We start from the raw sequence: 18,905 nt of genomic DNA on the forward strand, positions 1-18,905 counted from the left end.
GGACTCAGTCCTTCTTGGCGTCGGCGTCGTCGGAGGCGGCAGCCTCGTCCGCGGCCGGGGCGGCGGCCTCTTCGGCAGCCGGGGCCTCTTCAGTCGCTGAGACCTTTTCGGGGGCCTCAGCGGCTTCCTCGGCGACCGGAGCGGCGGCGACCTCGTCCTTGGCGAACTTGGTCTTGCGGGCCCGCTCGGCCTCAGACGTCACGGTCTTCTCCGCGACCAGTTCGATGACGGCCATGGCGGCGTTGTCGCCCTTGCGCGGCATCGTCTTGGTGATGCGGGTGTAACCGCCGGCGCGCTCCGCGAAGTGCGGGCCGATCTCGGCGAACAGCTTGTGCACGACGTCCTTGTCCCGGACGACCTTCTGCACCAGGCGACGGTTGTGCAGGTCGCCCCGCTTCGCCTTGGTGATCAGCTTCTCGGCCAGCGGGCGGACCCGCTTGGCCTTAGCCTCGGTCGTCGTGATCTTGCCGTGCTCGAACAGCTGAGTGGCCAGGTTGGCCAGGATCAGCCGCTCGTGCGCGGCAGACCCGCCGAGCCGGGCTCCCTTGGTAGGGGTGGGCATGACTTTCTCCTAGTTCAGCTCACAGCGTCCGGGCACCGAGGCCTCAGAGCTGCTCGGTCTCTGCGTAGTCCTGGCCATCGTCGTGGCCGTCGTCCGAAATCCCGCCGCCGATGCCGGCGACCCCTTCCGACCAGCCTTCGCCGTCGTAGCTGGTGGCAGCCGCGGACGGGTCGAACCCGGGCGGGCTGTCCTTCAGCGCGAGGCCGAGGCCGACGAGCTTCAGCTTGACCTCGTCGATCGACTTGGCGCCGAAGTTGCGGATGTCGAGAAGGTCCGCCTCGCTGCGCGAGACGAGCTCGCCCACGGTGTGGATGCCTTCGCGCTTCAGGCAGTTGTACGACCGGACGGTGAGGTCCAGGTCCTCGATCGGCATCGCGTAGGCGGCGATGGTGTCCGCCTCCTGCGGCGACGGGCCGATCTCGATGCCCTCGGCGTCGACGTTCAGCTCGCGAGCGAGACCGAACAGCTCCACCAGCGTCTTGCCGGCCGAGGCCACCGCGTCGCGCGCGGTGATCGACGGCTTGGTCTCGACGTCCAGGATCAGCTTGTCGAAGTCGGTGCGCTGCTCGACACGGGTGGCCTCGACCTTGTAGGTCACCTTCAGCACCGGCGAGTAGATGGAGTCGACCGGGATCCGGCCGATCTCCGCGCCCGCCTGCTTGTTCTGCAGGGCCGGAACGTAACCGCGGCCGCGCTCGACGACGAGCTCGATCTCGAGCTTGCCCTTGCCGTTCAGCGACGCGATGTGCAGATCCGGGTTGTGCACGGTGACGCCCGCGGGCGGCACGATGTCGGCAGCCGTGACCTCACCCGGGCCCTGCTTGCGCAGGTACATGGTGACCGGCTCGTCCTCTTCCGAGGACACGACCAGTTCCTTCAGGTTCAGGATGATGTCGGTGACGTCTTCCTTCACCCCGGGAACGGTGGTGAATTCGTGCAGCACGCCGTCGATGCGGATGCTCGTCACGGCCGCGCCCGGGATGGACGACAGCAGCGTGCGCCGCAGCGAGTTGCCGAGCGTGTAGCCGAAGCCGGGCTCCAGCGGTTCGATGGTGAACCGGGAGCGGGTCTCGTTGACCGTCTCTTCGCCAAGAGCCGGCCGCTGGGAAATCAGCATTCCTTAATTCCTTTCCAGACGACGCCCGCCATATGACGTCGAAGGGATGGCGTGACGGCGGCGCACTGTGGGCGCCGCCGCCCCGTAACCAGTCGCAGAGACCGGTTACTTCGAGTAAAGCTCGACGATCAGCTGTTCCTGAACCGGAACGTCGATCTGCGCGCGCTCCGGCAGCTGGTGGACCAGCACGCGGAGGTTCGACGGCACGACCTGCAGCCAGGCCGGGACCGGACGCTCGCCGAAGGACTCCTTCGCCGCCACGAACGGCAGCATGCCCATCGACTTCGGCCGCACGTCGATGATGTCCCACTTGCTGACCTGGTAGGACGGCACGTTGACCTTGACGCCGTTGACCAGGAAGTGGCCGTGGCTCACCAGCTGCCGCGCCTGACGGCGGGTGCGGGCGATGCCGGCGCGGTAGATCACGTTGTCCAGCCGGGACTCGAGGATCTGCAGCAGGTTCTCACCGGTCTTGCCCGGACGCCGCACGGCTTCCTTGTAGTACCGGACGAACTGGCGCTCGAGAACGCCGTAGGTGTAGCGAGCCTTCTGCTTCTCCTGCGACTGCAGGAGGTACTCGGACTCCTTGATGCGCCCGCGGCCGTGCTGGCCCGGCGGGTAGGGGCGACGTTCGAACGCCTGGTCGCCGCCGATGAGGTCAACCTTGAGGCGACGCGAAATACGCGTCGCGGGGCCGGTGTAACGAGCCATTTCTTAGTACTCCTCCCCGTTCCTCAGACCCGGCGCCGCTTGGGCGGGCGGCAGCCGTTGTGAGGCTGCGGGGTCACGTCCTGGATGGTGCCGACCTCGAGGCCGGCCGCCTGCAGCGAGCGGATCGCCGTCTCGCGGCCCGAACCCGGGCCCTTCACGAAAACGTCGACCTTCTTCATGCCGTGCTCGGCCGCCTTGCGGGCGGCGTTCTCGGCGGCCATCTGCGCGGCGAACGGAGTCGACTTGCGCGAGCCCTTGAAGCCCACGTGGCCGCTCGAGGCCCACGCGATCACGGCGCCGGTCGGGTCCGTGATGGAGACGATGGTGTTGTTGAAGGTGCTCTTGATGTGCGCGTGACCGTGCGCGACATTCTTCTTTTCCTTGCGGCGGACCTTCTTGGCCCCCGCAGTGCGGCTCTTGGGTGGCATGTTCTGAGGGTTCTCCTGTTAACGCGCGTTCTGCTGGTGAGCGGCGACGGCTTCCTGCTGCCCGCGGCGGATGATGGATCCGGCGTCGGTGTAGAGGTTCCGCAGCGCCATCGGGCGGGCGTAGAGCGCCTTGGGCGAGACACAAGCCGTGGAGCGACGGACGGAACCGCCCATGCGAACGACCTTCTTGCCCTGGGTGCTCACTTCTTGCCAGCCTTCTTCTTGCCGGCGACCGTCTTCTTCGGGCCCTTGCGGGTGCGGGCGTTGGTCTTGGTCCGCTGACCGCGCACCGGCAGACCACGACGCCAGCGCAGACCCTGGTAGGTCCCGATCTCGATCTTGCGCCGGATGTCGGCGTTCACCTCACGGCGAAGGTCACCCTCGACCTTGAAGTTTTCGTCGATGTAGTCCTTCAGCTTGACGAGATCCTCGTCGCTGAGGTCCTTGACGCGGGTGTCGGCGTTCAGCTCGGCAGCAGCGATCATCTGCTTCGAGCGGGTACGGCCGATCCCGTAGATGTAAGTCAGCGCGATCTCCAACCGCTTCTCGCGGGGGAGGTCCACGCCAGCGAGTCGTGCCACTGGTGCTCCTTTATCGAGTTCGTCTTCAGGTCTGCTCCCCGTCCGGTTCCGGAACCGACTCGCCTGTCGTGCCCGTGGCTTGCGCCCCGGGTGTCCCGGCCCCGGCCTGAAGTCCGGGGGTGCACCGGGCCGCTTGCGCGGCCCGGCAGGTACGGGGAGGGTGGGTTAGCCGTCAAGCGGCCTGCTGCAGTGCGGTTCTCAGCCCTGACGCTGCTTGTGACGCAGGTTCTCGCAGATCACCATGATCCGGCCGTGACGGCGGATCACCTTGCACTTGTCGCAGATCTTCTTGACGCTCGGCTGGACCTTCACGTCTTCCTGCTTCCTGCTCTGCTCGGCTCTGGCGTGATCACTTGTAGCGGTAGACGATGCGACCACGGGAGAGGTCGTAGGGCGACAGCTCCACGACAACCCTGTCCTCCGGCAGGATGCGGATGTAGTGCTGCCGCATCTTGCCGCTGATGTGTGCCAGGACCTTGTGGCCGTTCTCCAACTCGACGCGGAACATCGCGTTGGGGAGCGGCTCGACCACGCGGCCTTCGACCTCGATGGCCCCGTCTTTCTTAGCCATGTCCTCCGCAATCCCTGATGCACGCTTGATGTGCACAGCGTGATCGGTTTTGAGCTCGAGTCCTTGCTTACTGGGTGGTGCTCGGCCACACTCGGCCCCGGGTCCATGAAGTTCGCAAGAATTCACGAGCATGCTGGAACCGGCGCATGAGCGCGCCGACTTGACAGTGTACGCAACCCGTGCAGTACCCCGTCGACCGGGGTGCAAGTAGACCCGTGTGAGTGGCCGCTCAGGACTCTTCGGGGAGAGTGAGCACCCAGGGACCGTCCTCGGTGATGGCGACGGTGTGCTCCCAGTGCGCGGCACGCGAACCGTCGACGGTGACCACCGTCCAGCCGTCGTCCAGTTCGAGGGTTTCGCCGCTGCCGCCGGTCAGCATGGGCTCGATCGCGAGCGCCATGCCGGGCTTGAGCCGGGGCCCCTTGCCGGGTTTGCCGACGTTCGGCAGGAACGGCTCCATGTGCATCTGCCGGCCGATGCCGTGGCCGCCGTACTCGAGGATCTCGCCGTACTCGCGGCCGTCGTCCTCGCCCGCCTGGCGGGCGGCGGTCTGCACGGCGAAGGAGATGTCGGTGAGCCGGGAGCCCGCGCGGACGGCCTCGATGCCCGCCCACATGGCGCGTTCGGTGGCGGCCGACAGCTGGTGGTCTTTCTCGCTGACCGCGCCGATCTCCAGCGTCACCGCGGAATCGCCGTGCCAGCCGTCGAGGATCGCGCCGCAGTCGACCGAGATCAGGTCGCCCTCGGCGAGCACCTGCTTGGCCGACGGGATGCCGTGCACGATCTGCTCGTTCACCGACGCGCAGATCGACGCCGGGAATCCGTGATAGCCCTTGAACGAGGGCACCGCGCCGGCGTCGCGGATCGTCTGCTCGGCCAGCTCGTCGAGCTCGGCCGTGGTGACCCCGGCCCGGGCGAGTTCGCGCACGGCGGCCAGGGTGCGGGCGACGACGAGACCGGCCGCCCGCATGGCCTCCAGCTCGCCGCGGGTCTTGACCTCGATCATGCGCCCGCGGCGGAGCATTTGCAGAACACGCAACCCTCCGAGATTCACGTGCGGTCGCGCAGCGCTTTCAGCACGCGGTCCGAGATCTCCTGCACCTCGCCGACGCCGTCGACCTTCACCAGGATGTCGGAGTAGTACTCCAGCAGCGGCGCGGTCTCCGACACGTACACCTGCTGGCGGCGGCGGATGACGTCCTCGGTGTCGTCCGCGCGGCCGCGCGACATGAGGCGGCGGACGACGACGTCCTCGGCCACGTCGAGCTGGATGACCGCGTCGAGCTTGGTGTCTGCCTCGCTCAGCATCTCGCCGAGAACCTCGGCCTGCTTGGTGTTGCGCGGGAACCCGTCGAGCAGGAAGCCCGCCTTCGCGTCCGGTTCGGCCAGCCGCTCGCGGACCATTTCGTTGGTCACCGAATCCGGCACCAGCTCGCCCGAGTCCAGGTACCGCTTGGCCTCCTGGCCGAGCGGGGTCTCCTGGCCGACGTGCGCCCGGAAGAGGTCGCCCGTCGAGATGTGCGGGATCCGCAGCTGCTCGGACAGGGCAACCGCCTGCGTGCCTTTGCCCGCGCCGGGCGGTCCGACGAGAACCAGTCGCGTCACTTCAAGAACCCTTCGTAGTTGCGCTGCATCAGCTGGCTTTCGATCTGCTTCACGGTGTCGAGCCCGACGCCGACCATGATCAGCACAGCCGTGCCACCGAACGGGAAGTTCTGGTTGTTCCCGCTGCCGGTGAGGGACAGGAAGAAGTTCGGGAGGATCGCGATGATGCCCAGGTACAGCGAGCCGGGAAGAGTGATCCGGCCCAGCACGAAGCTGAGGTACTCGGCGGTGGGACGGCCGGGCCGGATGCCCGGGATGAAGCCGCCGAACTTCTTCATCTCTTCCGCACGCTCGTCCACGTTGAACGTGATCGTGATGTAGAAGTAGGTGAAGAAGATGATCAACAGGAAGTAGAGCAGGATGTGCACCCAGCTGCTCTGGTTGACCAGGTAGTTCTGAATGAACGACTGCCAGCCCGCGTTGCTGTTCGGGTCGCCGATCAGCTGGCTGAGCAGCTGCGGCAGGTACAGCAGCGACGAGGCGAAGATGACCGGGATGACACCGGCCTGGTTCACCTTGATCGGCAGGTAGGTCGAGGTGCCGCCGTACATCCGGCGGCCGACCATGCGCTTGGCGTACTGCACCGGGATCCGGCGCTGGCCCTGCTCGACGAAGATGACGCTCGCGATGATCACCAGGCCGAACGCGAGGACCACGACCAGCGCGATGCCGCCGCCGTTGCTGATGATGTTGGCGCCCTCGGCCGGGATGCGGGCCGCGATGTTCAGGAAGATCAGCACCGACATGCCGTTGCCGACGCCGCGCTCGGTGATCAGCTCGCCCAGCCACATCATCACCGCGGTGCCCGCGGTCATGGTGACCACGATCAGCGTCAGCGAGTAGATGCTGTTGTCCGGGATGATCGGCTGCGAGCAGCCCTGGAACAGGGTGCCGCGATCAGCCAGCGCGACCACGCCGGTGGCCTGCAGGATCGCCAGCGCGATCGTCAGGTACCGGGTGTACTGGGTCAGCTTGTTCTGGCCGGACTGGCCTTCCTTCTTCAGCTCCTCGAACCGCGGGATGACGACGGTGAGCAGCTGGATGATGATGCTCGCGGTGATGTAGGGCATGATGCCCGTCGCGAACAGCGAGAGCTGCAGCAGCGCGCCGCCGCTGAAGAGGTTGAGCAGCTGGTACACGCCCTGCTGGTCCGCCTGTGCGGTACAGGCCTTCACGGCGGCGAACGAGACCCCCGGAGCCGGGATGGTTGCACCGATCCGGTAGACCGCGACGATGGCTAGCGTGAACAGGATCTTCTTGCGTAGATCCGGCGTCGCGAGAGCCGAGCGGAATGCGCTGAGCACGCGGGGGACCTCCTCGGCGTCGTCGGTCGTCCCAACCGACGATCGGCTTGGCCGGTACGAGACCGGCGGGATGTCTGACTCACTGGCAAGCCAGGAACGCTTCAGGGCAAACAGGCCCGGAAGCGTGCCGCCGACTCTAACAGCTTCGCATGGAGCACCCGCAGCGCGTGTGCGTTTTACGTCTCAGTACGAGCCGCCCCGGCAGGCAAGAGCCGCAGGTGAGGCCGCTCGGAGCACAGATGATCACCTGTTCGGCCCGCACCGTTAGGCGGGCTTTCCCACAGCACCACGGAAAAACGGCACCAAGCCGAGCCCGTGAGGGACCCCTTCACGTACTTAGATTCTCTCAAGGAGCCCTTCACGGACCTTTCGCGGAACCGCCACCGCCCCACTCGGACCGTCCGTGAGGGACTCCTTCACGGAATTAGATTCCCTCAAGGAGCCCTTCACGACCCCCAACCGGCACCGGTGCACGCAAAAATCGAGGCACCCAGCCCCTCCCCCGCACCCCGATACGAAGCCTCCCTGCGGTTCGGGGGTGCTTGTCAAGGCATCTTTCCCGCCTTGACAAGCACCCCCGAACCGTCAGCACAATCAAGCTTCGGGGTGCCCCACGCCACCACCGGGCGCAATGTCGCCGCCAGGCGACGAGCCGCAAACGACCGCACACGAAAACGGGCCCGCCCGGAAAACCGGACGGGCCCGCCTCAACGCAAGCGATCAGCTAACGGTGGCCGAACCACCAGCAGCCTCGATCTTCTCCTTGGCGGAACCGGAGAACGCGTGCGCGGTCAGCTCGAGCTTGACCCCGTTCAGGTCCCCGTTGCCGAGAACCTTGACGAGCTTGCCCTTGCGCACGAGACCGTGCTGAGCCAGCTCCTCCGGACCGACCTTGCCGCCGTCGGCGAACACCCGGGCGATGTCGCCCACGTTCACCGGCTGGTACTCGGTGCGGAACCGGTTCTTGAACCCACGCAGCTTCGGCAGCCGCATGTGGATGGGCATCTGCCCACCCTCGAACCCGGCGGGCACGTTCTTCCGGGCCTTGGTGCCCTTCGTGCCGCGACCCGCCGTCTTGCCCTTCGAACCCTCACCACGGCCGACGCGGATCTTGTCGCGCTTGGCGCCAGGAGCCGGACGCAGGTGGTGGATCTTGATGGCGGTCATGCCTTGACCTCCTCGACCTCCACCAGGTGGCGGACCGTGTGGATCAGGCCGCGCACCTGGGGGGTGTCCTCACGCACGACGCTCTGGCGGATCTTGCGCAGCCCGAGGGTGCGCAGCGACTCGCGGTGAGCGTGCTTCGTGCCGATCTTGCTCTTGACCTGAGTGACCTTGAGCTGAGCCATGTCAGACCCCCTGGCCGGCACGCTGGCGCAGCATCCGGGCCGGGGCGACGTCCTCGAGCGGCAGACCGCGGCGAGCGGCCACCTCCTCCGGACGCTGCAGACCCTTCAGGGCCGCGACGGTCGCGTGCACGATGTTGATGGCGTTGTCGGAGCCGAGCGACTTCGACAGCACGTCGTGGACGCCCGCGCACTCCAGCACCGCGCGCACCGGGCCGCCGGCGATGACGCCGGTACCAGCGGACGCGGGACGGAGCAGCACGACCCCGGCGGCTTCCTCACCCTGGATCGGGTGCGGAATGGTGCCGGCGACGCGCGGAACGCGGAAGAAGTTCTTCTTCGCTTCCTCGACGCCCTTGGCGATGGCCGCGGGAACTTCCTTGGCCTTGCCGTAGCCGACGCCGACCTGACCGTCGCCGTCGCCGACGACCACCAGGGCGGTGAAGCTGAAGCGACGACCGCCCTTGACGACCTTGGCGACGCGGTTGATCGTCACGACCTTCTCAAGGTGCGGGGTCTTGTCCTGGGCCGCCCCGCCACGGCCGCCGTCGCGCCGGTCGCGGCGGTCCCGACGGTCACCGCGGTCGTTGCCGCCCTGACCCGGTCCGCCCTGGCCGCCGCCGAATTGCCGTGTACGTCCCGGCATCAGGCTTTCCTTCCATTCACGAGCATGTGCATCAGAACTTCAACCCCGCCTCGCGGGCGGCGTCGGCGAGCGCGGCGATGCGGCCGTGGTAGGCGTTGCCGCCACGGTCGAACACCACGGCTTCGATGCCGGCGTCCTTGGCGCGCGAAGCGACCAGTTCGCCGACCTTGGCCGCCTTGGCCTTCTTGTCGCCCTCGAAGGACCGCAGGTCCGCCTCGAGGGTGGACGCCGACGCCAGCGTGTGACCGGCGAGGTCGTCGATCACCTGCACGGTGATGTGCCGCGAGGACCGCTTGACGACCATGCGCGGACGCGCGGGCGTCCCGCTGATCTTCTTGCGGAGGCGGAAGTGCCGACGGGCCTTGGCGACGCGACGGCGGGTCGAGATGTCCTTGCCGACCGGCTTGCGCTTCGTGGTAGTCGTGTCGCTCATCACTTACCCGTCTTTCCGACCTTGCGGCGGATCTTCTCACCCTCGTACCGCAGGCCCTTGCCCTTGTACGGGTCCGGGCGGCGCAGCTTGCGGATGACCGCGGCGGTCTGGCCGACCTTCTGCTTGTCGATGCCGGACACCGAGAACCGGGTCGGCGACTCCACCTTGAAGGTGATGCCTTCCGGAGCCTCGATCTTGACCGGGTGGCTGTAGCCGAGGGCGAACTCGAGGTCCGATCCCTTGGCCTGCACGCGGTAACCGACGCCGTGGATTTCCAGCTTCTTCTCGTAGCCCTCGGTCACGCCCACCACGAGGTTGTTCACCAGCGTGCGGGTGAGGCCGTGCAGGGCGCGGCTGGTGCGCTCGTCGTCCGGGCGCTTCACCAGCAGCGCGCCGTCCTCGCCGCGCTCGACGGTGATCGGCTCGGCGACAGTGTGCTCCAAGGTGCCCTTCGGCCCCTTGACCTTGACGTGCTGGCCGTCGATGGTCACCTCGACCCCGGAGGGGACGGAGACCGGCAGCTTTCCGATGCGTGACATGTCTGTGCCCCCTTCCTTACCAGACGTAGGCGAGGACTTCGCCGCCCACGTTGTTGCGCTTGGCCTGCCGGTCGGTCTGCAGGCCGGCGGACGTCGAGATGATCGCGACGCCGAGCCCGCCGAGAACGGACGGCAGTTCGGTCGATTTTGCGTAGACCCGCAGACCCGGCTTGGAGACGCGGCGAAGGCCGGCGATGCTCCGCTCGCGGTTGGGGCCGTACTTCAGCTCGACGACCAGGTTCTTGTGCTTCTCGCCCGGCTCGTCGCGGTAGCTCGCGATGTAGCCCTCGCGCTTGAGGATCTCGGCGATGTTCGCCTTGATCTTCGAGTGCGGAAGCACGACCTCGTCGTGGTACGCCGAGTTCGCGTTGCGCAGACGGGTCAAGAAGTCTGCGATCGGGTCGGTCATCGTCATGGTGACCTGTCAACCTTTCTCGCCTGGTTCCCCACCTCGCCCGGCCGGAGCGGTCTCCGGCCGGGTCGGCGGGGCCTGTGGCGAACTGGGAATAGAGTTTCGAGCCTTACCAGCTGGACTTGTGGACACCGGGCAGTTCACCCGCGTGCGCCATCTCCCGGAGGCAGATCCGGCACAGGCCGAACTTGCGGTAGACCGAGTGCGGACGCCCGCACCGGTTGCACCGGGTGTAGGCGCGCACCGCGAACTTCGGCTTCTTCGAAGCCTTGCTGACTAGCGCTTTCTTGGCCATCGGCTCAGTTCTCCTTGAACGGGAAACCGAGCTTGCGCAGCAGCGCCCGGCCCTCGTCGTCGGTGGTGGCGGTCGTGACGACGGTGACGTCCATGCCGCGCGGGCGGTCGATGTCGTCCGGGTTGATCTCGTGGAACATCGACTGCTCGTTGAGACCGAACGTGTAGTTGCCGTTGCCGTCGAACTGCTTGGGCGAAAGGCCGCGGAAGTCGCGGATACGGGGCAGCGCGATGGTCAGCAACCGGTCGAGGAACTCCCACATCCGGTCGCCGCGCAGCGTGACGCGCGCGCCGATCGGCTGGCCCTCGCGCAGCTTGAACTGCGCGATGGACTTGCGAGCCTTGCGGATCTCCGGCTTCTGCCCCGTGATCAGGGAGAGGTCGCGAACCGCGCCGTCGATCAGCTTGCTGTCCCGGGCGGCGTCCCCGACACCCATGTTCACGACGATCTTCACGACGCCGGGAATCTGGTGCACGTTGGCGATGGAGAACTCCTTCTGGAGTTCGCCCTTGATCTCTTCGCGGTACCGGGTCTTCAGACGCGGCACGATCTTCTCTGCGGTGGTCATGTCAGATGTCCTTGCCGTTCCGGCGCGAGACCCGGACCTTCTTGCCGTCCTCGCCGATGCGGTAGCCCACCCGGGTCGGCTTGCCGTCCGAGTCCACGACCATCACGTTCGAGACGTGGATGGGCGCTTCCTGGGTCACGATGCCGCCGGACTGCGCCCCGCGCTGGGTCTGGGTGATCCGGGTGTGCTTCTTGATCCGGTTGACACCCTCGACCAGAACGCGTTCGCGGTCCGGGTAGGCCTGGATGACCTTGCCCTTGGCGCCCTTGTCCTTGCCGGCGATAACGACGACGGTGTCGCCCTTCTTCACCTTCATCACAGCACCTCCGGCGCGAGCGAAATGATCTTCATGAACTTTCGGTCGCGCAGCTCGCGGCCCACCGGGCCGAAGATGCGGGTGCCCCGGGGCTCGTTGTCGTTCTTGATGAGCACGGCGGCGTTCTCGTCGAACCGGATGTAGGAACCGTCCGGACGACGGCGCTCCTTCACCGTGCGGACGATGACAGCCTTGACGACATCGCCCTTCTTCACCCCGGCAGCCGGGATGGCGTCCTTCACGGTGGCGACGATGATGTCGCCGATGCCGGCGTAGCGCCGCCCGGAGCCGCCGAGCACGCGGATGCAAAGGATTTCCTTTGCCCCGGTGTTGTCGGCAACCCGAAGCCGCGACTCCTGCTGGATCACGTCAACTCCTGTATGTCGCGCTGGTTCTCACGTGGTGAATCGACACCGTCGCGAGCCTTGCGGAACCAAGAGCTCCCGGGAAAACCCGTAGAGCCCTGCTTACTTGGCCTTCTCCACGACCTGCACCAGACGCCAGCGCTTGGTCGCCGACAGCGGCCGGGTCTCCATCAGGGTGACCCGGTCGCCCACGCCCGCCTCGTTGTTCTCGTCGTGCACCTTCACCTTGGAGGTGGTGCGGACGACCTTCGAGTAGCGCGGGTGCTTCTTGCGGTCCTCGAGCTCGACCACGATCGTCTTGTCCATCTTGTCCGAGACGACGTAACCCTCGCGGACCTTGCGGTAGTTCCGGACGGTCTTCTCGGTGGCAGCCTCGCTCATGCGGCACCTTCACTTTCGGCGTCGGGCGCCACGGACAGGCCGAGCTCACGCTCGCGCATGACCGTGTAGATCCGCGCGATGTCCGTGCGGACGGTGCGCAGCCGACGGTTGTTGTCCAGCTGCCCGGTCGCCATCTGGAAGCGGAGGTTGAAGAGCTCCTCCTTGTATTCCTTCAGACGCAGCACGAGCTCTTCGGCGGTGAGCTCACGCAGCTCGGATGCCTGTGCGGCTCCGTTAGCCATCAGAACTCACCTTCCCGGGTCACGATGCGGCACTTCATGGGCAGCTTGTGGATCGCGCGGCGGAGCGCCTCGCGGGCGGTCTCCTCGTTCGGGAAGCTGATCTCGAACATCACGCGACCCGGCTTCACGTTGGCGATCCACCACTCGGGCGAACCCTTGCCGGAACCCATGCGGGTTTCCGCCGGCTTCTTGGTCAGCGGGCGGTCCGGGTAGATCGTCGTCCACACCTTGCCGCCACGCTTGATGTGACGGGTCATGGCGATACGAGCGGACTCGATCTGCCGGTTCGTCACGTAGCTGTGCTCAAGCGCCTGGATGCCGTACTCGCCGAAGTTGACCTTGGTACCGCCCTTGGCGGCGCCGTGGCGCTTCGGGGAGTGCTGCTTGCGGTGCTTGACCCTGCGCGGGATGAGCACGTCTCAGCCCTCCGTCTTTTCTGCGGTCTCGGCGGCGGGGGCCGCCTCGGTCGCGTTGTCGCTCTTCGCAGCGGCAGCGGCGCGTCCGGCCTCGGTCGAGGTCGGGGTCGTGCCCGACGCGCCGGAACGGCGCGGACGGGACGGCCGGTCGCCACGGTCGCGGCGGGGGGCCCGCTCGGCAGCCGCGGCGGCGTCGCGCGCCTCGCGGGCCTTCAGGCCGCCGACCAGCTCACCCTTGTAGATCCACACCTTCACGCCGATGCGGCCGAACGTCGTCTTGGCCTCGAAGAAGCCGTAGTCGATGTCGGCGCGCAGCGTGTGCAGCGGGACCCGGCCGTCGCGGTAGTGCTCGGAACGGGACATCTCGGCACCGCCGAGACGACCGCCGCACTGCACGCGGATGCCCTTGACCTGCGGCGAGCGCATGGAGGTCTGGATCGCCTTGCGCATCGCGCGGCGGAACGCCACGCGGTTGCTCAGCTGCTCCGCGACACCCTGGGCGACTAGCTGCGCGTCGGCCTCGGGGTTCTTCACCTCGAGGATGTTGAGCTGGACCTGCTTCTTGGTCAGCTTCTCCAGCGCGCCGCGGATCCGGTCGGCCTCCGCGCCGCGGCGGCCGATGACGATGCCCGGCCGGGCGGTGTGGATGTCGACGCGGACGCGGTCACGGGTGCGCTCGATCTCGACCTTGGAGATGCCGGCGCGCTCCATGCCGGTGGAGAGCAGCTTGCGGATCTTGACGTCCTCGGCCACGTACTCCGCGTACTGCTTGTCGGCGTACCAGCGCGACTTCCAGTCAGTCGTGATACCCAGGCGGAAGCCGTGCGGGTTGATCTTCTGGCCCACTACCGGCCACCTGCCTTCTTGTTGCTCTTCTTCTCCGCAGGCCGCGACTCGACCACCACGGTGATGTGGCTGGTGCGCTTGCGGATCCGGTACGCACGGCCCTGGGCACGCGGACGGATGCGCTTGAGGGTCGGGCCCTCGTCGGCGGTCGCGGACTTGATCCAGAGCGTCTCCGGGTCCAGCTGGAGGTTGTTCTCGGCGTTGGCCGCCGCGCTGGCGATGACCTTCGCGAGCGGCGTGCTGGCCGCCTGCGGCGCGAACCGGAGCACGGCCAAGGCCTCGCTGACGCTACGACCCTTGACGAGCTCGATCACCCGGCGCACCTTCATCGGCGAGTCCCGGACGAAACGAGCCCGCGCGACGGCCGAGGGCAGCTCTTCGGCTGCGGCCGTGGCGTTTGACTGGGCGTTCATCTGCTTCCCTTAACTTTCTCTGGCCCGCTCAGCGGCGGCGCGACTTGCGGTCGTCCTTGATGTGGCCCTTGAAGGTCCGCGTCGGGGCGAACTCGCCCAGCTTGTGACCCACCATCGCCTCGGTGACGAACACCGGGACGTGCTTGCGGCCGTCGTGCACCGCGATCGTGTGACCCAGGAAGTCCGGGATGATCGTGGAGCGCCGCGACCAGGTCTTGATCACGGTCTTCTTGCCCGATTCGTTGAGAGCGTCCACCTTCTTGAGCAGGTGGTCGTCCACGAACGGGCCCTTCTTAAGGCTGCGTGGCATGTGCTTCTACCTCCCTGCTCAGCGCTTCTTGCCGGTACGCCGGCGGCGGACGATCAATTTGTCGGACGGCTTGCTCTTGCGAGTGCGGCCTTCGGGCTTGCCGTTCGGGTTCACCGGGTGACGGCCACCGGAGGTCTTGCCCTCGCCACCGCCGTGCGGGTGGTCGACCGGGTTCATCACGACACCGCGGACAGTCGGGCGCTTGCCGCGCCAGCGGTTGCGGCCCGCCTTGCCCCAGTTGATGTTCGAGTGCTCCGAGTTGCCGACCTCGCCGACGGTCGCGCGGTTGCGCACGTCCACGTTGCGGATCTCGCCCGAGGGGAGACGCAGCTGGGCGTAAGGACCGTCCTTGGCGACGAGCTGCACGCGGGCGCCGGCGGACCGGGCCATCTTCGCGCCGCCGCCGGGGCGGAGCTCGATCGCGTGGATCACGGTGCCGACCGGGATGTTGCGCAGCGGCAGGTTGTTGCCCGGCTTGATGTCGGCGCGGGGGCCGTTCTCAACCGTGTCGCCCTGCTTCAGCTTGTCCGGCGCGATGATGTAGCGCTTCTCGCCGTCGGCGTAGTGCAGCAGCGCGATGCGCGCGGTGCGGTTGGGGTCGTACTCGATGTGCGCGACCTTGGCCGGCACGCCGTCCTTGTCGTGCCGACGGAAGTCGATCACGCGGTAGGCGCGCTTGTGGCCACCGCCCTTGTGCCGGGTGGTGATCTTGCCCGAAGCGTTGCGGCCGCCGGTCTTGCTCAGCGGACGCAGCAGCGACTTCTCCGGCGTGGACCGGGTGATCTCGGCGAAATCCGAGACGCTCGAACCGCGACGACCCGGGGTCGTCGGCTTGTACTTGCGGATGCCCATACTCAGCTCAGTCCTTTACGCGGTGGGTCCGCCGAAGATCTCAATCGCCTTGCTCTCAGGCGAAAGAGTCACGATGGCGCGCTTGGTGTCCTTGCGCTTGCCGAAGCCGGTACGAGTCCGCTTCCGCTTGCCCTGGCGGTTGGCCGTGTTGACGCTGACGACCTTCACGCCGAACACCTTCTCGACCGCGATCTTGATCTGGGTCTTGTTGGCGTCCGGACGGACGATGAACGTGTACTTGTGGTCCTCGAGCAGCCCGTAGGACTTCTCGGAGATCACCGGCGCGAGCAGGATGTCGCGGGGGTCCGGAATGGCGACCGAGCTCACTTCTCGTCACTCCCTTCCGAAACCTCGCTCGAACGCGCGAGGGCCTTGACGGCCTTCCCGCGGACGGGACCTGCCACGAACGCGTCGTAGGCGGCCTTGGTGAACACGACGTCGTCGTTGACCAGGACGTCGTAGGTGTTGAGCTGGTCAGCCCAGATCAGGTGCACGTACGGCAGGTTCCGCGCGGACACCCAGGCGAGCTCCTCGTCGCGGTGCAGGACCACGAGAACGCGCTTGGCCTGGGTCGCGGCGGCGATCGCCGCCTTGGCGGTCTTGGTCGACGGCTTCTCGCCGGTGACCAGTTCCGTCACGACGTGCAGCTGGCCGGCGCGAGCCCGGTCGGAGAGGGCGCCACGCAGGGCGGCGGCCTTCATCTTCTTCGGGGTGCGCTGGGTGTAGTCGCGCGGCGTGGGGCCGTGCACGACGCCACCGCCGGCGAACTGCGGCGCGCGGGTCGAACCCTGGCGGGCGCGACCGGTGCCCTTCTGCCGGTACGGCTTCTTGCCGCCACCGGAGACCTCACCGCGGGTCTTCGTGTCGTGCGTGCCCTGGCGCGCGGCGGCCAGCTGGCCCACCACGACCTGGTGCATCAGCGCGACGTTGGCCTGCACGTCGAAGATCTCCCCGGGGAGCTCGACGGTGCCGTCGGCTTTACCGGCCGGGGTCTTCAGCTCGACGTTCGTCATCGTCAGTTACCACCCTTCGCGGCACTGCGCACGAACAGCAGGCCGCCCTTGGGACCGGGCACCGCGCCCTTGATCAGCAGCAGGCCGTCCTCGGCACGCACCGCGTGCACGGTCAGGCCCTGCGTGGTGACCCGGTCGCTACCCATCCGGCCCGCCATGCGCAGGCCCTTGAACACGCGGCCCGGCGTGGCGCAGCCGCCGATGGAACCCGGCTTGCGGTGCACGGCCTGCGCACCGTGGCTCGCGCCCTGGCCCTTGAAGCCGTGGCGCTTCATGACACCGGCGTAGCCCTTGCCCTTGCTGGTACCGGTCACGTCGACCGTGGTGCCGGCCTCGAACACCTCGGCGGTGATCTCCTGGCCGACCTCGTAGGTCTCGGCGTCGGTGGTGCGCAGCTCGGCGAGGTGCCGGCGCGGCGTCACGCCCGCCTTGTCGAAGTGGCCGGTGCGCGGCTTGTTCACCTTGCGCGGGTCGACCGCGCCGAACGCCAGCTGCACGGCCGCGTAGCCGTCTTTGTCGGTGGTCCGGACCTGGGTCACCACGTTCGGACCGGCCTTGACGACAGTGACCGGGACGACCCGGTTCTGCTCGTCGAAGACCTGGGTCATGCCGAGCTTGGTGCCCAGGATGCCCTTCATTTGCCTGTCAGACATGAGTTCTTATCTCCGCCGCTCGCCCAACGCTTACTGGATGTTGACGTCGACGCTCGCCGGGAGGTCGATGCGCATGAGCGCGTCCACCGTCTTCGGCGTCGGGTCGAGGATGTCGATCAGACGCTTGTGCGTGCGCATCTCGAAGTGCTCGCGCGAGTCCTTGTACTTGTGCGGCGAGCGGATGACGCAGTAAACGTTCTTCTCGGTAGGCAGCGGCACCGGCCCGACAACACGGGCGCCGGTGCGCGTGACCGTTTCCACGATCTTGCGCGCCGAGGTGTCGATCGCCTCGTGGTCGTAGGCCTTGAGCCGGATGCGGATCTTCTGTCCCGCCATGGTGGCTGCGTTCCTTGTCGTCTCGTGCCGCTTTGTCTCGTCAACCTGGGCCGGAGCCCGGGTTTCAGCAGTTCAACGGCCCTGTCCCCGGTCCACGCGGTCGGGCGTGTCGCGCCCGCCGCACAGACGGATCCCTAAGGATCGTCGTCTTGCCTGGTCTTCCTCTACGTGAGGAGGCCGCGGGCCGACACGCGGTCGTCCCTACTGGCCTGTGCCCGCTAGCCTCACCCGAAGGAAGAGCTCCACGGACCGTGGCCACTCGTGCCAGGGCGGCCGGAACCCAGTCGATTGAAAACCGATAAGGATTCGGCCGCCCCAGGACGAGCAACCTGAATAGTGTCGCACACGTGAGTTGACGCCCTGAACTCGGGGGTGTAGTGACCCGAATTCAGGGCGCCGACATCACTTGATGATCTTGGTAACCTGGCCCGCGCCGACGGTCCGGCCACCCTCGCGGATGGCGAAGCGCAGACCCTCGTCCATGGCGACCGGCTGGATCAGCACGACGCTGATGTCCGTGTTGTCGCCCGGCATGACCATCTCGGTGCCCTCGGGGAGGGTCACGACGCCGGTCACGTCCGTGGTGCGGAAGTAGAACTGCGGGCGGTAGTTGTTGAAGAACGGGGTGTGCCGACCGCCCTCGTCCTTGGACAGGATGTAGACCCGGCCCTCGAACTCGGTGTGCGGGGTGGTGGTGCCCGGCTTCACGACGACCTGGCCGCGCTCGACGTCCTCGCGCTTGATGCCGCGCAGCAGGAGGCCGACGTTGTCGCCCGCCTGGCCCGAGTCGAGCAGCTTGCGGAACATCTCGACACCGGTGACGGTGGTCTTGGTCGACTTCTCGCGGATACCCACGATCTCGACCTCTTCGTTCACGTTGACCTGGCCGCGCTCCACACGACCGGTCACGACGGTGCCGCGGCCGGTGATGGTGAAGACGTCCTCGATCGGCATCAGGAACGGCTTCTCGAGGTCGCGCACCGGGTCCGGCACGTTGTCGTCGACGGCGTGCATCAGCTCGAGCACGGCGTCGGCCCACTTCTGGTCGCCCTCGAGGGCCTTGAGGCCGGAGACGCGCACGACCGGCGCGTCGTCGCCCGGGAACTCCTGCGAGGACAGCAGCTCGCGGACCTCCAGCTCGACGAGCTCGAGGATTTCCTCGTCGTCGACCATGTCGGCCTTGTTCAGCGCCACCACGATGTAGGGCACGCCGACCTGGCGGGCCAGCAGCACGTGCTCGCGGGTCTGCGGCATCGGGCCGTCGGTCGCCGCGACCACCAGGATCGCGCCGTCCATCTGCGCGGCACCGGTGATCATGTTCTTGATGTAGTCAGCGTGACCGGGGGCGTCCACGTGCGCGTAGTGACGCTTCTCGGTCTGGTACTCGACGTGCGAGATGTTGATCGTGATACCGCGCTGCTTCTCTTCCGGCGCGTTGTCGATCTGGTCGAACGCACGGGCCTCGTTCAGCTCCGGGTACGCGTCGTGCAGAACCTTGGTGATCGCCGCGGTCAGCGTGGTCTTGCCGTGGTCGACGTGACCGATGGTGCCGATGTTGACGTGCGGCTTGCTCCGCTCGAACTTCGCCTTCGCCACTGGAATGTCCTCCTGGACTGGATTTCGCTTTGTGCCCGGGGGCCGACG

At 67.1% G+C, this 18,905-nt stretch carries 33 protein-coding genes; all 33 read right to left on the reverse strand.

What is annotated here, in order from left to right; all coding sequences use genetic code 11:
- Positions 1-4: 4 nt before the first annotated feature.
- The 33 genes from rplQ to tuf all read right to left on the reverse strand — a co-directional run bounded on the left by rplQ (position 5) and on the right by tuf (position 18,857).
- Positions 5-562, reverse strand: coding sequence for a 50S ribosomal protein L17 (gene rplQ, locus ATK30_RS14170; RefSeq protein WP_101436009.1), 558 nt, complete (start codon positions 560-562; stop codon positions 5-7).
- A 43-nt stretch (positions 563-605) separates the two neighbouring features.
- Positions 606-1,679, reverse strand: a complete 1,074-nt coding sequence (locus ATK30_RS14175) for a DNA-directed RNA polymerase subunit alpha (protein ID WP_009072342.1) — start codon at positions 1,677-1,679, stop codon at positions 606-608.
- 105 nt (positions 1,680-1,784) lie between these two features.
- Entirely contained in the window at positions 1,785-2,390 is a 606-nt protein-coding gene (rpsD, locus tag ATK30_RS14180) for a 30S ribosomal protein S4 (RefSeq protein WP_101436010.1), read from the reverse strand.
- Positions 2,391-2,413: 23 nt separating this feature from the next.
- Complete coding sequence (gene rpsK / locus ATK30_RS14185) at positions 2,414-2,818, reverse strand: 30S ribosomal protein S11 (RefSeq protein WP_009072340.1); 405 nt, start codon at positions 2,816-2,818, stop codon at positions 2,414-2,416.
- An 18-nt stretch (positions 2,819-2,836) separates the two neighbouring features.
- A complete protein-coding gene (locus ATK30_RS14190) occupies positions 2,837-3,022 on the reverse strand; it encodes a hypothetical protein (RefSeq protein WP_037368511.1) in 186 nt (61 codons plus the stop codon).
- A complete protein-coding gene (gene rpsM / locus ATK30_RS14195; protein ID WP_009072337.1) occupies positions 3,019-3,399 on the reverse strand; it encodes a 30S ribosomal protein S13 in 381 nt (126 codons plus the stop codon). The genes ATK30_RS14190 and rpsM overlap by 4 nt, the downstream gene beginning before the upstream one ends.
- A 198-nt stretch (positions 3,400-3,597) precedes the next feature.
- Positions 3,598-3,711: a 50S ribosomal protein L36 gene (rpmJ, locus tag ATK30_RS14200; RefSeq protein WP_004558882.1), complete on the reverse strand. Its 114-nt coding sequence runs from the start codon at positions 3,709-3,711 to the stop codon at positions 3,598-3,600.
- 37 nt (positions 3,712-3,748) lie between these two features.
- Positions 3,749-3,970: a translation initiation factor IF-1 gene (infA, locus tag ATK30_RS14205; protein WP_004558881.1), complete on the reverse strand. Its 222-nt coding sequence runs from the start codon at positions 3,968-3,970 to the stop codon at positions 3,749-3,751.
- Positions 3,971-4,199: 229 nt separating this feature from the next.
- On the reverse strand, positions 4,200-4,976 hold the full coding sequence (gene map, locus ATK30_RS14210) for a type I methionyl aminopeptidase (protein ID WP_101440823.1): 777 nt from the start codon (positions 4,974-4,976) through the stop codon (positions 4,200-4,202).
- A gap of 44 nt (positions 4,977-5,020) precedes the next feature.
- The gene (locus tag ATK30_RS14215; protein WP_101436011.1) at positions 5,021-5,575 is read right to left on the reverse strand and encodes an adenylate kinase; all 555 of its coding nucleotides are present in this window, start codon (positions 5,573-5,575) and stop codon (positions 5,021-5,023) included.
- Entirely contained in the window at positions 5,572-6,879 is a 1,308-nt protein-coding gene (secY, locus tag ATK30_RS14220) for a preprotein translocase subunit SecY (RefSeq protein ID WP_037368504.1), read from the reverse strand. Before secY ends, ATK30_RS14215 begins: the two co-directional genes overlap by 4 nt.
- A 720-nt stretch (positions 6,880-7,599) precedes the next feature.
- Positions 7,600-8,046: a 50S ribosomal protein L15 gene (gene rplO, locus ATK30_RS14225; protein ID WP_037360245.1), complete on the reverse strand. Its 447-nt coding sequence runs from the start codon at positions 8,044-8,046 to the stop codon at positions 7,600-7,602.
- Positions 8,043-8,228: a 50S ribosomal protein L30 gene (rpmD, locus tag ATK30_RS14230; protein ID WP_033291195.1), complete on the reverse strand. Its 186-nt coding sequence runs from the start codon at positions 8,226-8,228 to the stop codon at positions 8,043-8,045. The genes rplO and rpmD overlap by 4 nt, the downstream gene beginning before the upstream one ends.
- 1 nt (position 8,229) lies before the next feature.
- Positions 8,230-8,871: a 30S ribosomal protein S5 gene (rpsE, locus tag ATK30_RS14235; RefSeq protein ID WP_009072328.1), complete on the reverse strand. Its 642-nt coding sequence runs from the start codon at positions 8,869-8,871 to the stop codon at positions 8,230-8,232.
- A 31-nt stretch (positions 8,872-8,902) separates the two neighbouring features.
- Complete coding sequence (rplR, locus tag ATK30_RS14240; protein ID WP_101436012.1) at positions 8,903-9,304, reverse strand: 50S ribosomal protein L18; 402 nt, start codon at positions 9,302-9,304, stop codon at positions 8,903-8,905.
- Positions 9,304-9,843, reverse strand: coding sequence for a 50S ribosomal protein L6 (gene rplF, locus ATK30_RS14245; protein WP_101436013.1), 540 nt, complete (start codon positions 9,841-9,843; stop codon positions 9,304-9,306). Before rplF ends, rplR begins: the two co-directional genes overlap by 1 nt.
- 16 nt (positions 9,844-9,859) lie before the next feature.
- Positions 9,860-10,258: a 30S ribosomal protein S8 gene (rpsH, locus tag ATK30_RS14250; RefSeq protein ID WP_009072322.1), complete on the reverse strand. Its 399-nt coding sequence runs from the start codon at positions 10,256-10,258 to the stop codon at positions 9,860-9,862.
- Positions 10,259-10,364: 106 nt separating this feature from the next.
- The gene (locus tag ATK30_RS14255; protein WP_020662790.1) at positions 10,365-10,550 is read right to left on the reverse strand and encodes a type Z 30S ribosomal protein S14; all 186 of its coding nucleotides are present in this window, start codon (positions 10,548-10,550) and stop codon (positions 10,365-10,367) included.
- Positions 10,551-10,554: 4 nt separating this feature from the next.
- On the reverse strand, positions 10,555-11,118 hold the full coding sequence (rplE, locus tag ATK30_RS14260; protein ID WP_101436014.1) for a 50S ribosomal protein L5: 564 nt from the start codon (positions 11,116-11,118) through the stop codon (positions 10,555-10,557).
- A 1-nt stretch (position 11,119) separates the two neighbouring features.
- Positions 11,120-11,434 (reverse strand): 50S ribosomal protein L24, encoded by a 315-nt coding sequence (gene rplX, locus ATK30_RS14265; RefSeq protein ID WP_009072317.1) that lies wholly within the window; start codon positions 11,432-11,434, stop codon positions 11,120-11,122.
- Positions 11,434-11,802, reverse strand: a complete 369-nt coding sequence (rplN, locus tag ATK30_RS14270) for a 50S ribosomal protein L14 (protein ID WP_004558867.1) — start codon at positions 11,800-11,802, stop codon at positions 11,434-11,436. Before rplN ends, rplX begins: the two co-directional genes overlap by 1 nt.
- Before the next feature lie 99 nt (positions 11,803-11,901).
- On the reverse strand, positions 11,902-12,180 hold the full coding sequence (gene rpsQ, locus ATK30_RS14275; protein ID WP_009072315.1) for a 30S ribosomal protein S17: 279 nt from the start codon (positions 12,178-12,180) through the stop codon (positions 11,902-11,904).
- Positions 12,177-12,422 carry a 50S ribosomal protein L29 gene (gene rpmC / locus ATK30_RS14280; RefSeq protein ID WP_009072314.1) on the reverse strand — a complete coding sequence of 82 codons (246 nt, stop codon included), beginning with the start codon at positions 12,420-12,422 and terminating at the stop codon, positions 12,177-12,179. The genes rpsQ and rpmC overlap by 4 nt, the downstream gene beginning before the upstream one ends.
- Positions 12,422-12,838 (reverse strand): 50S ribosomal protein L16, encoded by a 417-nt coding sequence (gene rplP / locus ATK30_RS14285; protein WP_009072313.1) that lies wholly within the window; start codon positions 12,836-12,838, stop codon positions 12,422-12,424. Before rplP ends, rpmC begins: the two co-directional genes overlap by 1 nt.
- Positions 12,839-12,841: 3 nt before the next feature.
- Complete coding sequence (gene rpsC / locus ATK30_RS14290; RefSeq protein WP_101436015.1) at positions 12,842-13,684, reverse strand: 30S ribosomal protein S3; 843 nt, start codon at positions 13,682-13,684, stop codon at positions 12,842-12,844.
- Complete coding sequence (gene rplV, locus ATK30_RS14295; protein ID WP_037360236.1) at positions 13,684-14,097, reverse strand: 50S ribosomal protein L22; 414 nt, start codon at positions 14,095-14,097, stop codon at positions 13,684-13,686. The genes rpsC and rplV overlap by 1 nt, the downstream gene beginning before the upstream one ends.
- 28 nt (positions 14,098-14,125) lie before the next feature.
- Positions 14,126-14,407 (reverse strand): 30S ribosomal protein S19, encoded by a 282-nt coding sequence (gene rpsS, locus ATK30_RS14300; protein ID WP_003102083.1) that lies wholly within the window; start codon positions 14,405-14,407, stop codon positions 14,126-14,128.
- A gap of 18 nt (positions 14,408-14,425) precedes the next feature.
- Positions 14,426-15,259 (reverse strand): 50S ribosomal protein L2, encoded by an 834-nt coding sequence (gene rplB, locus ATK30_RS14305; RefSeq protein WP_009072306.1) that lies wholly within the window; start codon positions 15,257-15,259, stop codon positions 14,426-14,428.
- A gap of 15 nt (positions 15,260-15,274) precedes the next feature.
- A complete protein-coding gene (gene rplW, locus ATK30_RS14310) occupies positions 15,275-15,586 on the reverse strand; it encodes a 50S ribosomal protein L23 (RefSeq protein WP_009072304.1) in 312 nt (103 codons plus the stop codon).
- Positions 15,583-16,272 carry a 50S ribosomal protein L4 gene (gene rplD / locus ATK30_RS14315; protein ID WP_101436016.1) on the reverse strand — a complete coding sequence of 230 codons (690 nt, stop codon included), beginning with the start codon at positions 16,270-16,272 and terminating at the stop codon, positions 15,583-15,585. The genes rplW and rplD overlap by 4 nt, the downstream gene beginning before the upstream one ends.
- Before the next feature lie 2 nt (positions 16,273-16,274).
- On the reverse strand, positions 16,275-16,925 hold the full coding sequence (gene rplC / locus ATK30_RS14320; RefSeq protein ID WP_009072300.1) for a 50S ribosomal protein L3: 651 nt from the start codon (positions 16,923-16,925) through the stop codon (positions 16,275-16,277).
- A 30-nt stretch (positions 16,926-16,955) separates the two neighbouring features.
- The gene (rpsJ, locus tag ATK30_RS14325) at positions 16,956-17,261 is read right to left on the reverse strand and encodes a 30S ribosomal protein S10 (protein WP_003102098.1); all 306 of its coding nucleotides are present in this window, start codon (positions 17,259-17,261) and stop codon (positions 16,956-16,958) included.
- A gap of 402 nt (positions 17,262-17,663) precedes the next feature.
- Positions 17,664-18,857, reverse strand: coding sequence for an elongation factor Tu (tuf, locus tag ATK30_RS14330; RefSeq protein WP_009072295.1), 1,194 nt, complete (start codon positions 18,855-18,857; stop codon positions 17,664-17,666).
- Between the last annotated feature and the right edge of the window lie 48 nt (positions 18,858-18,905).

Origin of the sequence: Amycolatopsis echigonensis, assembly GCF_002846615.1 — a bacterium.
Lineage (GTDB): Bacteria > Actinomycetota > Actinomycetes > Mycobacteriales > Pseudonocardiaceae > Amycolatopsis > Amycolatopsis echigonensis.

What these genes read in the sequence shown, in the direction of transcription:
- rplQ (WP_101436009.1), bottom strand. Translation starts at nt 562, where the DNA reads ATGCCCACCCCTACCAAGGGAGCCCGGCTCGGCGGGTCTGCCGCGCAC.
- ATK30_RS14175 (WP_009072342.1), bottom strand. Translation starts at nt 1,679, where the DNA reads ATGCTGATTTCCCAGCGGCCGGCTCTTGGCGAAGAGACGGTCAACGAG.
- rpsD (WP_101436010.1), bottom strand. Translation starts at nt 2,390, where the DNA reads ATGGCTCGTTACACCGGCCCCGCGACGCGTATTTCGCGTCGCCTCAAG.
- rpsK (WP_009072340.1), bottom strand. Translation starts at nt 2,818, where the DNA reads ATGCCACCCAAGAGCCGCACTGCGGGGGCCAAGAAGGTCCGCCGCAAG.
- infA (WP_004558881.1), bottom strand. Translation starts at nt 3,970, where the DNA reads ATGGCTAAGAAAGACGGGGCCATCGAGGTCGAAGGCCGCGTGGTCGAG.
- map (WP_101440823.1), bottom strand. Translation starts at nt 4,976, where the DNA reads ATGATCGAGGTCAAGACCCGCGGCGAGCTGGAGGCCATGCGGGCGGCC.
- rplO (WP_037360245.1), bottom strand. Translation starts at nt 8,046, where the DNA reads ATGACCGCCATCAAGATCCACCACCTGCGTCCGGCTCCTGGCGCCAAG.
- rpmD (WP_033291195.1), bottom strand. Translation starts at nt 8,228, where the DNA reads ATGGCTCAGCTCAAGGTCACTCAGGTCAAGAGCAAGATCGGCACGAAG.
- rpsE (WP_009072328.1), bottom strand. Translation starts at nt 8,871, where the DNA reads ATGCCGGGACGTACACGGCAATTCGGCGGCGGCCAGGGCGGACCGGGT.
- rplR (WP_101436012.1), bottom strand. Translation starts at nt 9,304, where the DNA reads ATGAGCGACACGACTACCACGAAGCGCAAGCCGGTCGGCAAGGACATC.
- rplF (WP_101436013.1), bottom strand. Translation starts at nt 9,843, where the DNA reads ATGTCACGCATCGGAAAGCTGCCGGTCTCCGTCCCCTCCGGGGTCGAG.
- rpsH (WP_009072322.1), bottom strand. Translation starts at nt 10,258, where the DNA reads ATGACGATGACCGACCCGATCGCAGACTTCTTGACCCGTCTGCGCAAC.
- ATK30_RS14255 (WP_020662790.1), bottom strand. Translation starts at nt 10,550, where the DNA reads ATGGCCAAGAAAGCGCTAGTCAGCAAGGCTTCGAAGAAGCCGAAGTTC.
- rplE (WP_101436014.1), bottom strand. Translation starts at nt 11,118, where the DNA reads ATGACCACCGCAGAGAAGATCGTGCCGCGTCTGAAGACCCGGTACCGC.
- rplX (WP_009072317.1), bottom strand. Translation starts at nt 11,434, where the DNA reads ATGAAGGTGAAGAAGGGCGACACCGTCGTCGTTATCGCCGGCAAGGAC.
- rpsQ (WP_009072315.1), bottom strand. Translation starts at nt 12,180, where the DNA reads ATGAGCGAGGCTGCCACCGAGAAGACCGTCCGGAACTACCGCAAGGTC.
- rpmC (WP_009072314.1), bottom strand. Translation starts at nt 12,422, where the DNA reads ATGGCTAACGGAGCCGCACAGGCATCCGAGCTGCGTGAGCTCACCGCC.
- rplV (WP_037360236.1), bottom strand. Translation starts at nt 14,097, where the DNA reads ATGAACGCCCAGTCAAACGCCACGGCCGCAGCCGAAGAGCTGCCCTCG.
- rpsS (WP_003102083.1), bottom strand. Translation starts at nt 14,407, where the DNA reads ATGCCACGCAGCCTTAAGAAGGGCCCGTTCGTGGACGACCACCTGCTC.
- rplB (WP_009072306.1), bottom strand. Translation starts at nt 15,259, where the DNA reads ATGGGCATCCGCAAGTACAAGCCGACGACCCCGGGTCGTCGCGGTTCG.
- rplD (WP_101436016.1), bottom strand. Translation starts at nt 16,272, where the DNA reads ATGACGAACGTCGAGCTGAAGACCCCGGCCGGTAAAGCCGACGGCACC.
- rplC (WP_009072300.1), bottom strand. Translation starts at nt 16,925, where the DNA reads ATGTCTGACAGGCAAATGAAGGGCATCCTGGGCACCAAGCTCGGCATG.
- rpsJ (WP_003102098.1), bottom strand. Translation starts at nt 17,261, where the DNA reads ATGGCGGGACAGAAGATCCGCATCCGGCTCAAGGCCTACGACCACGAG.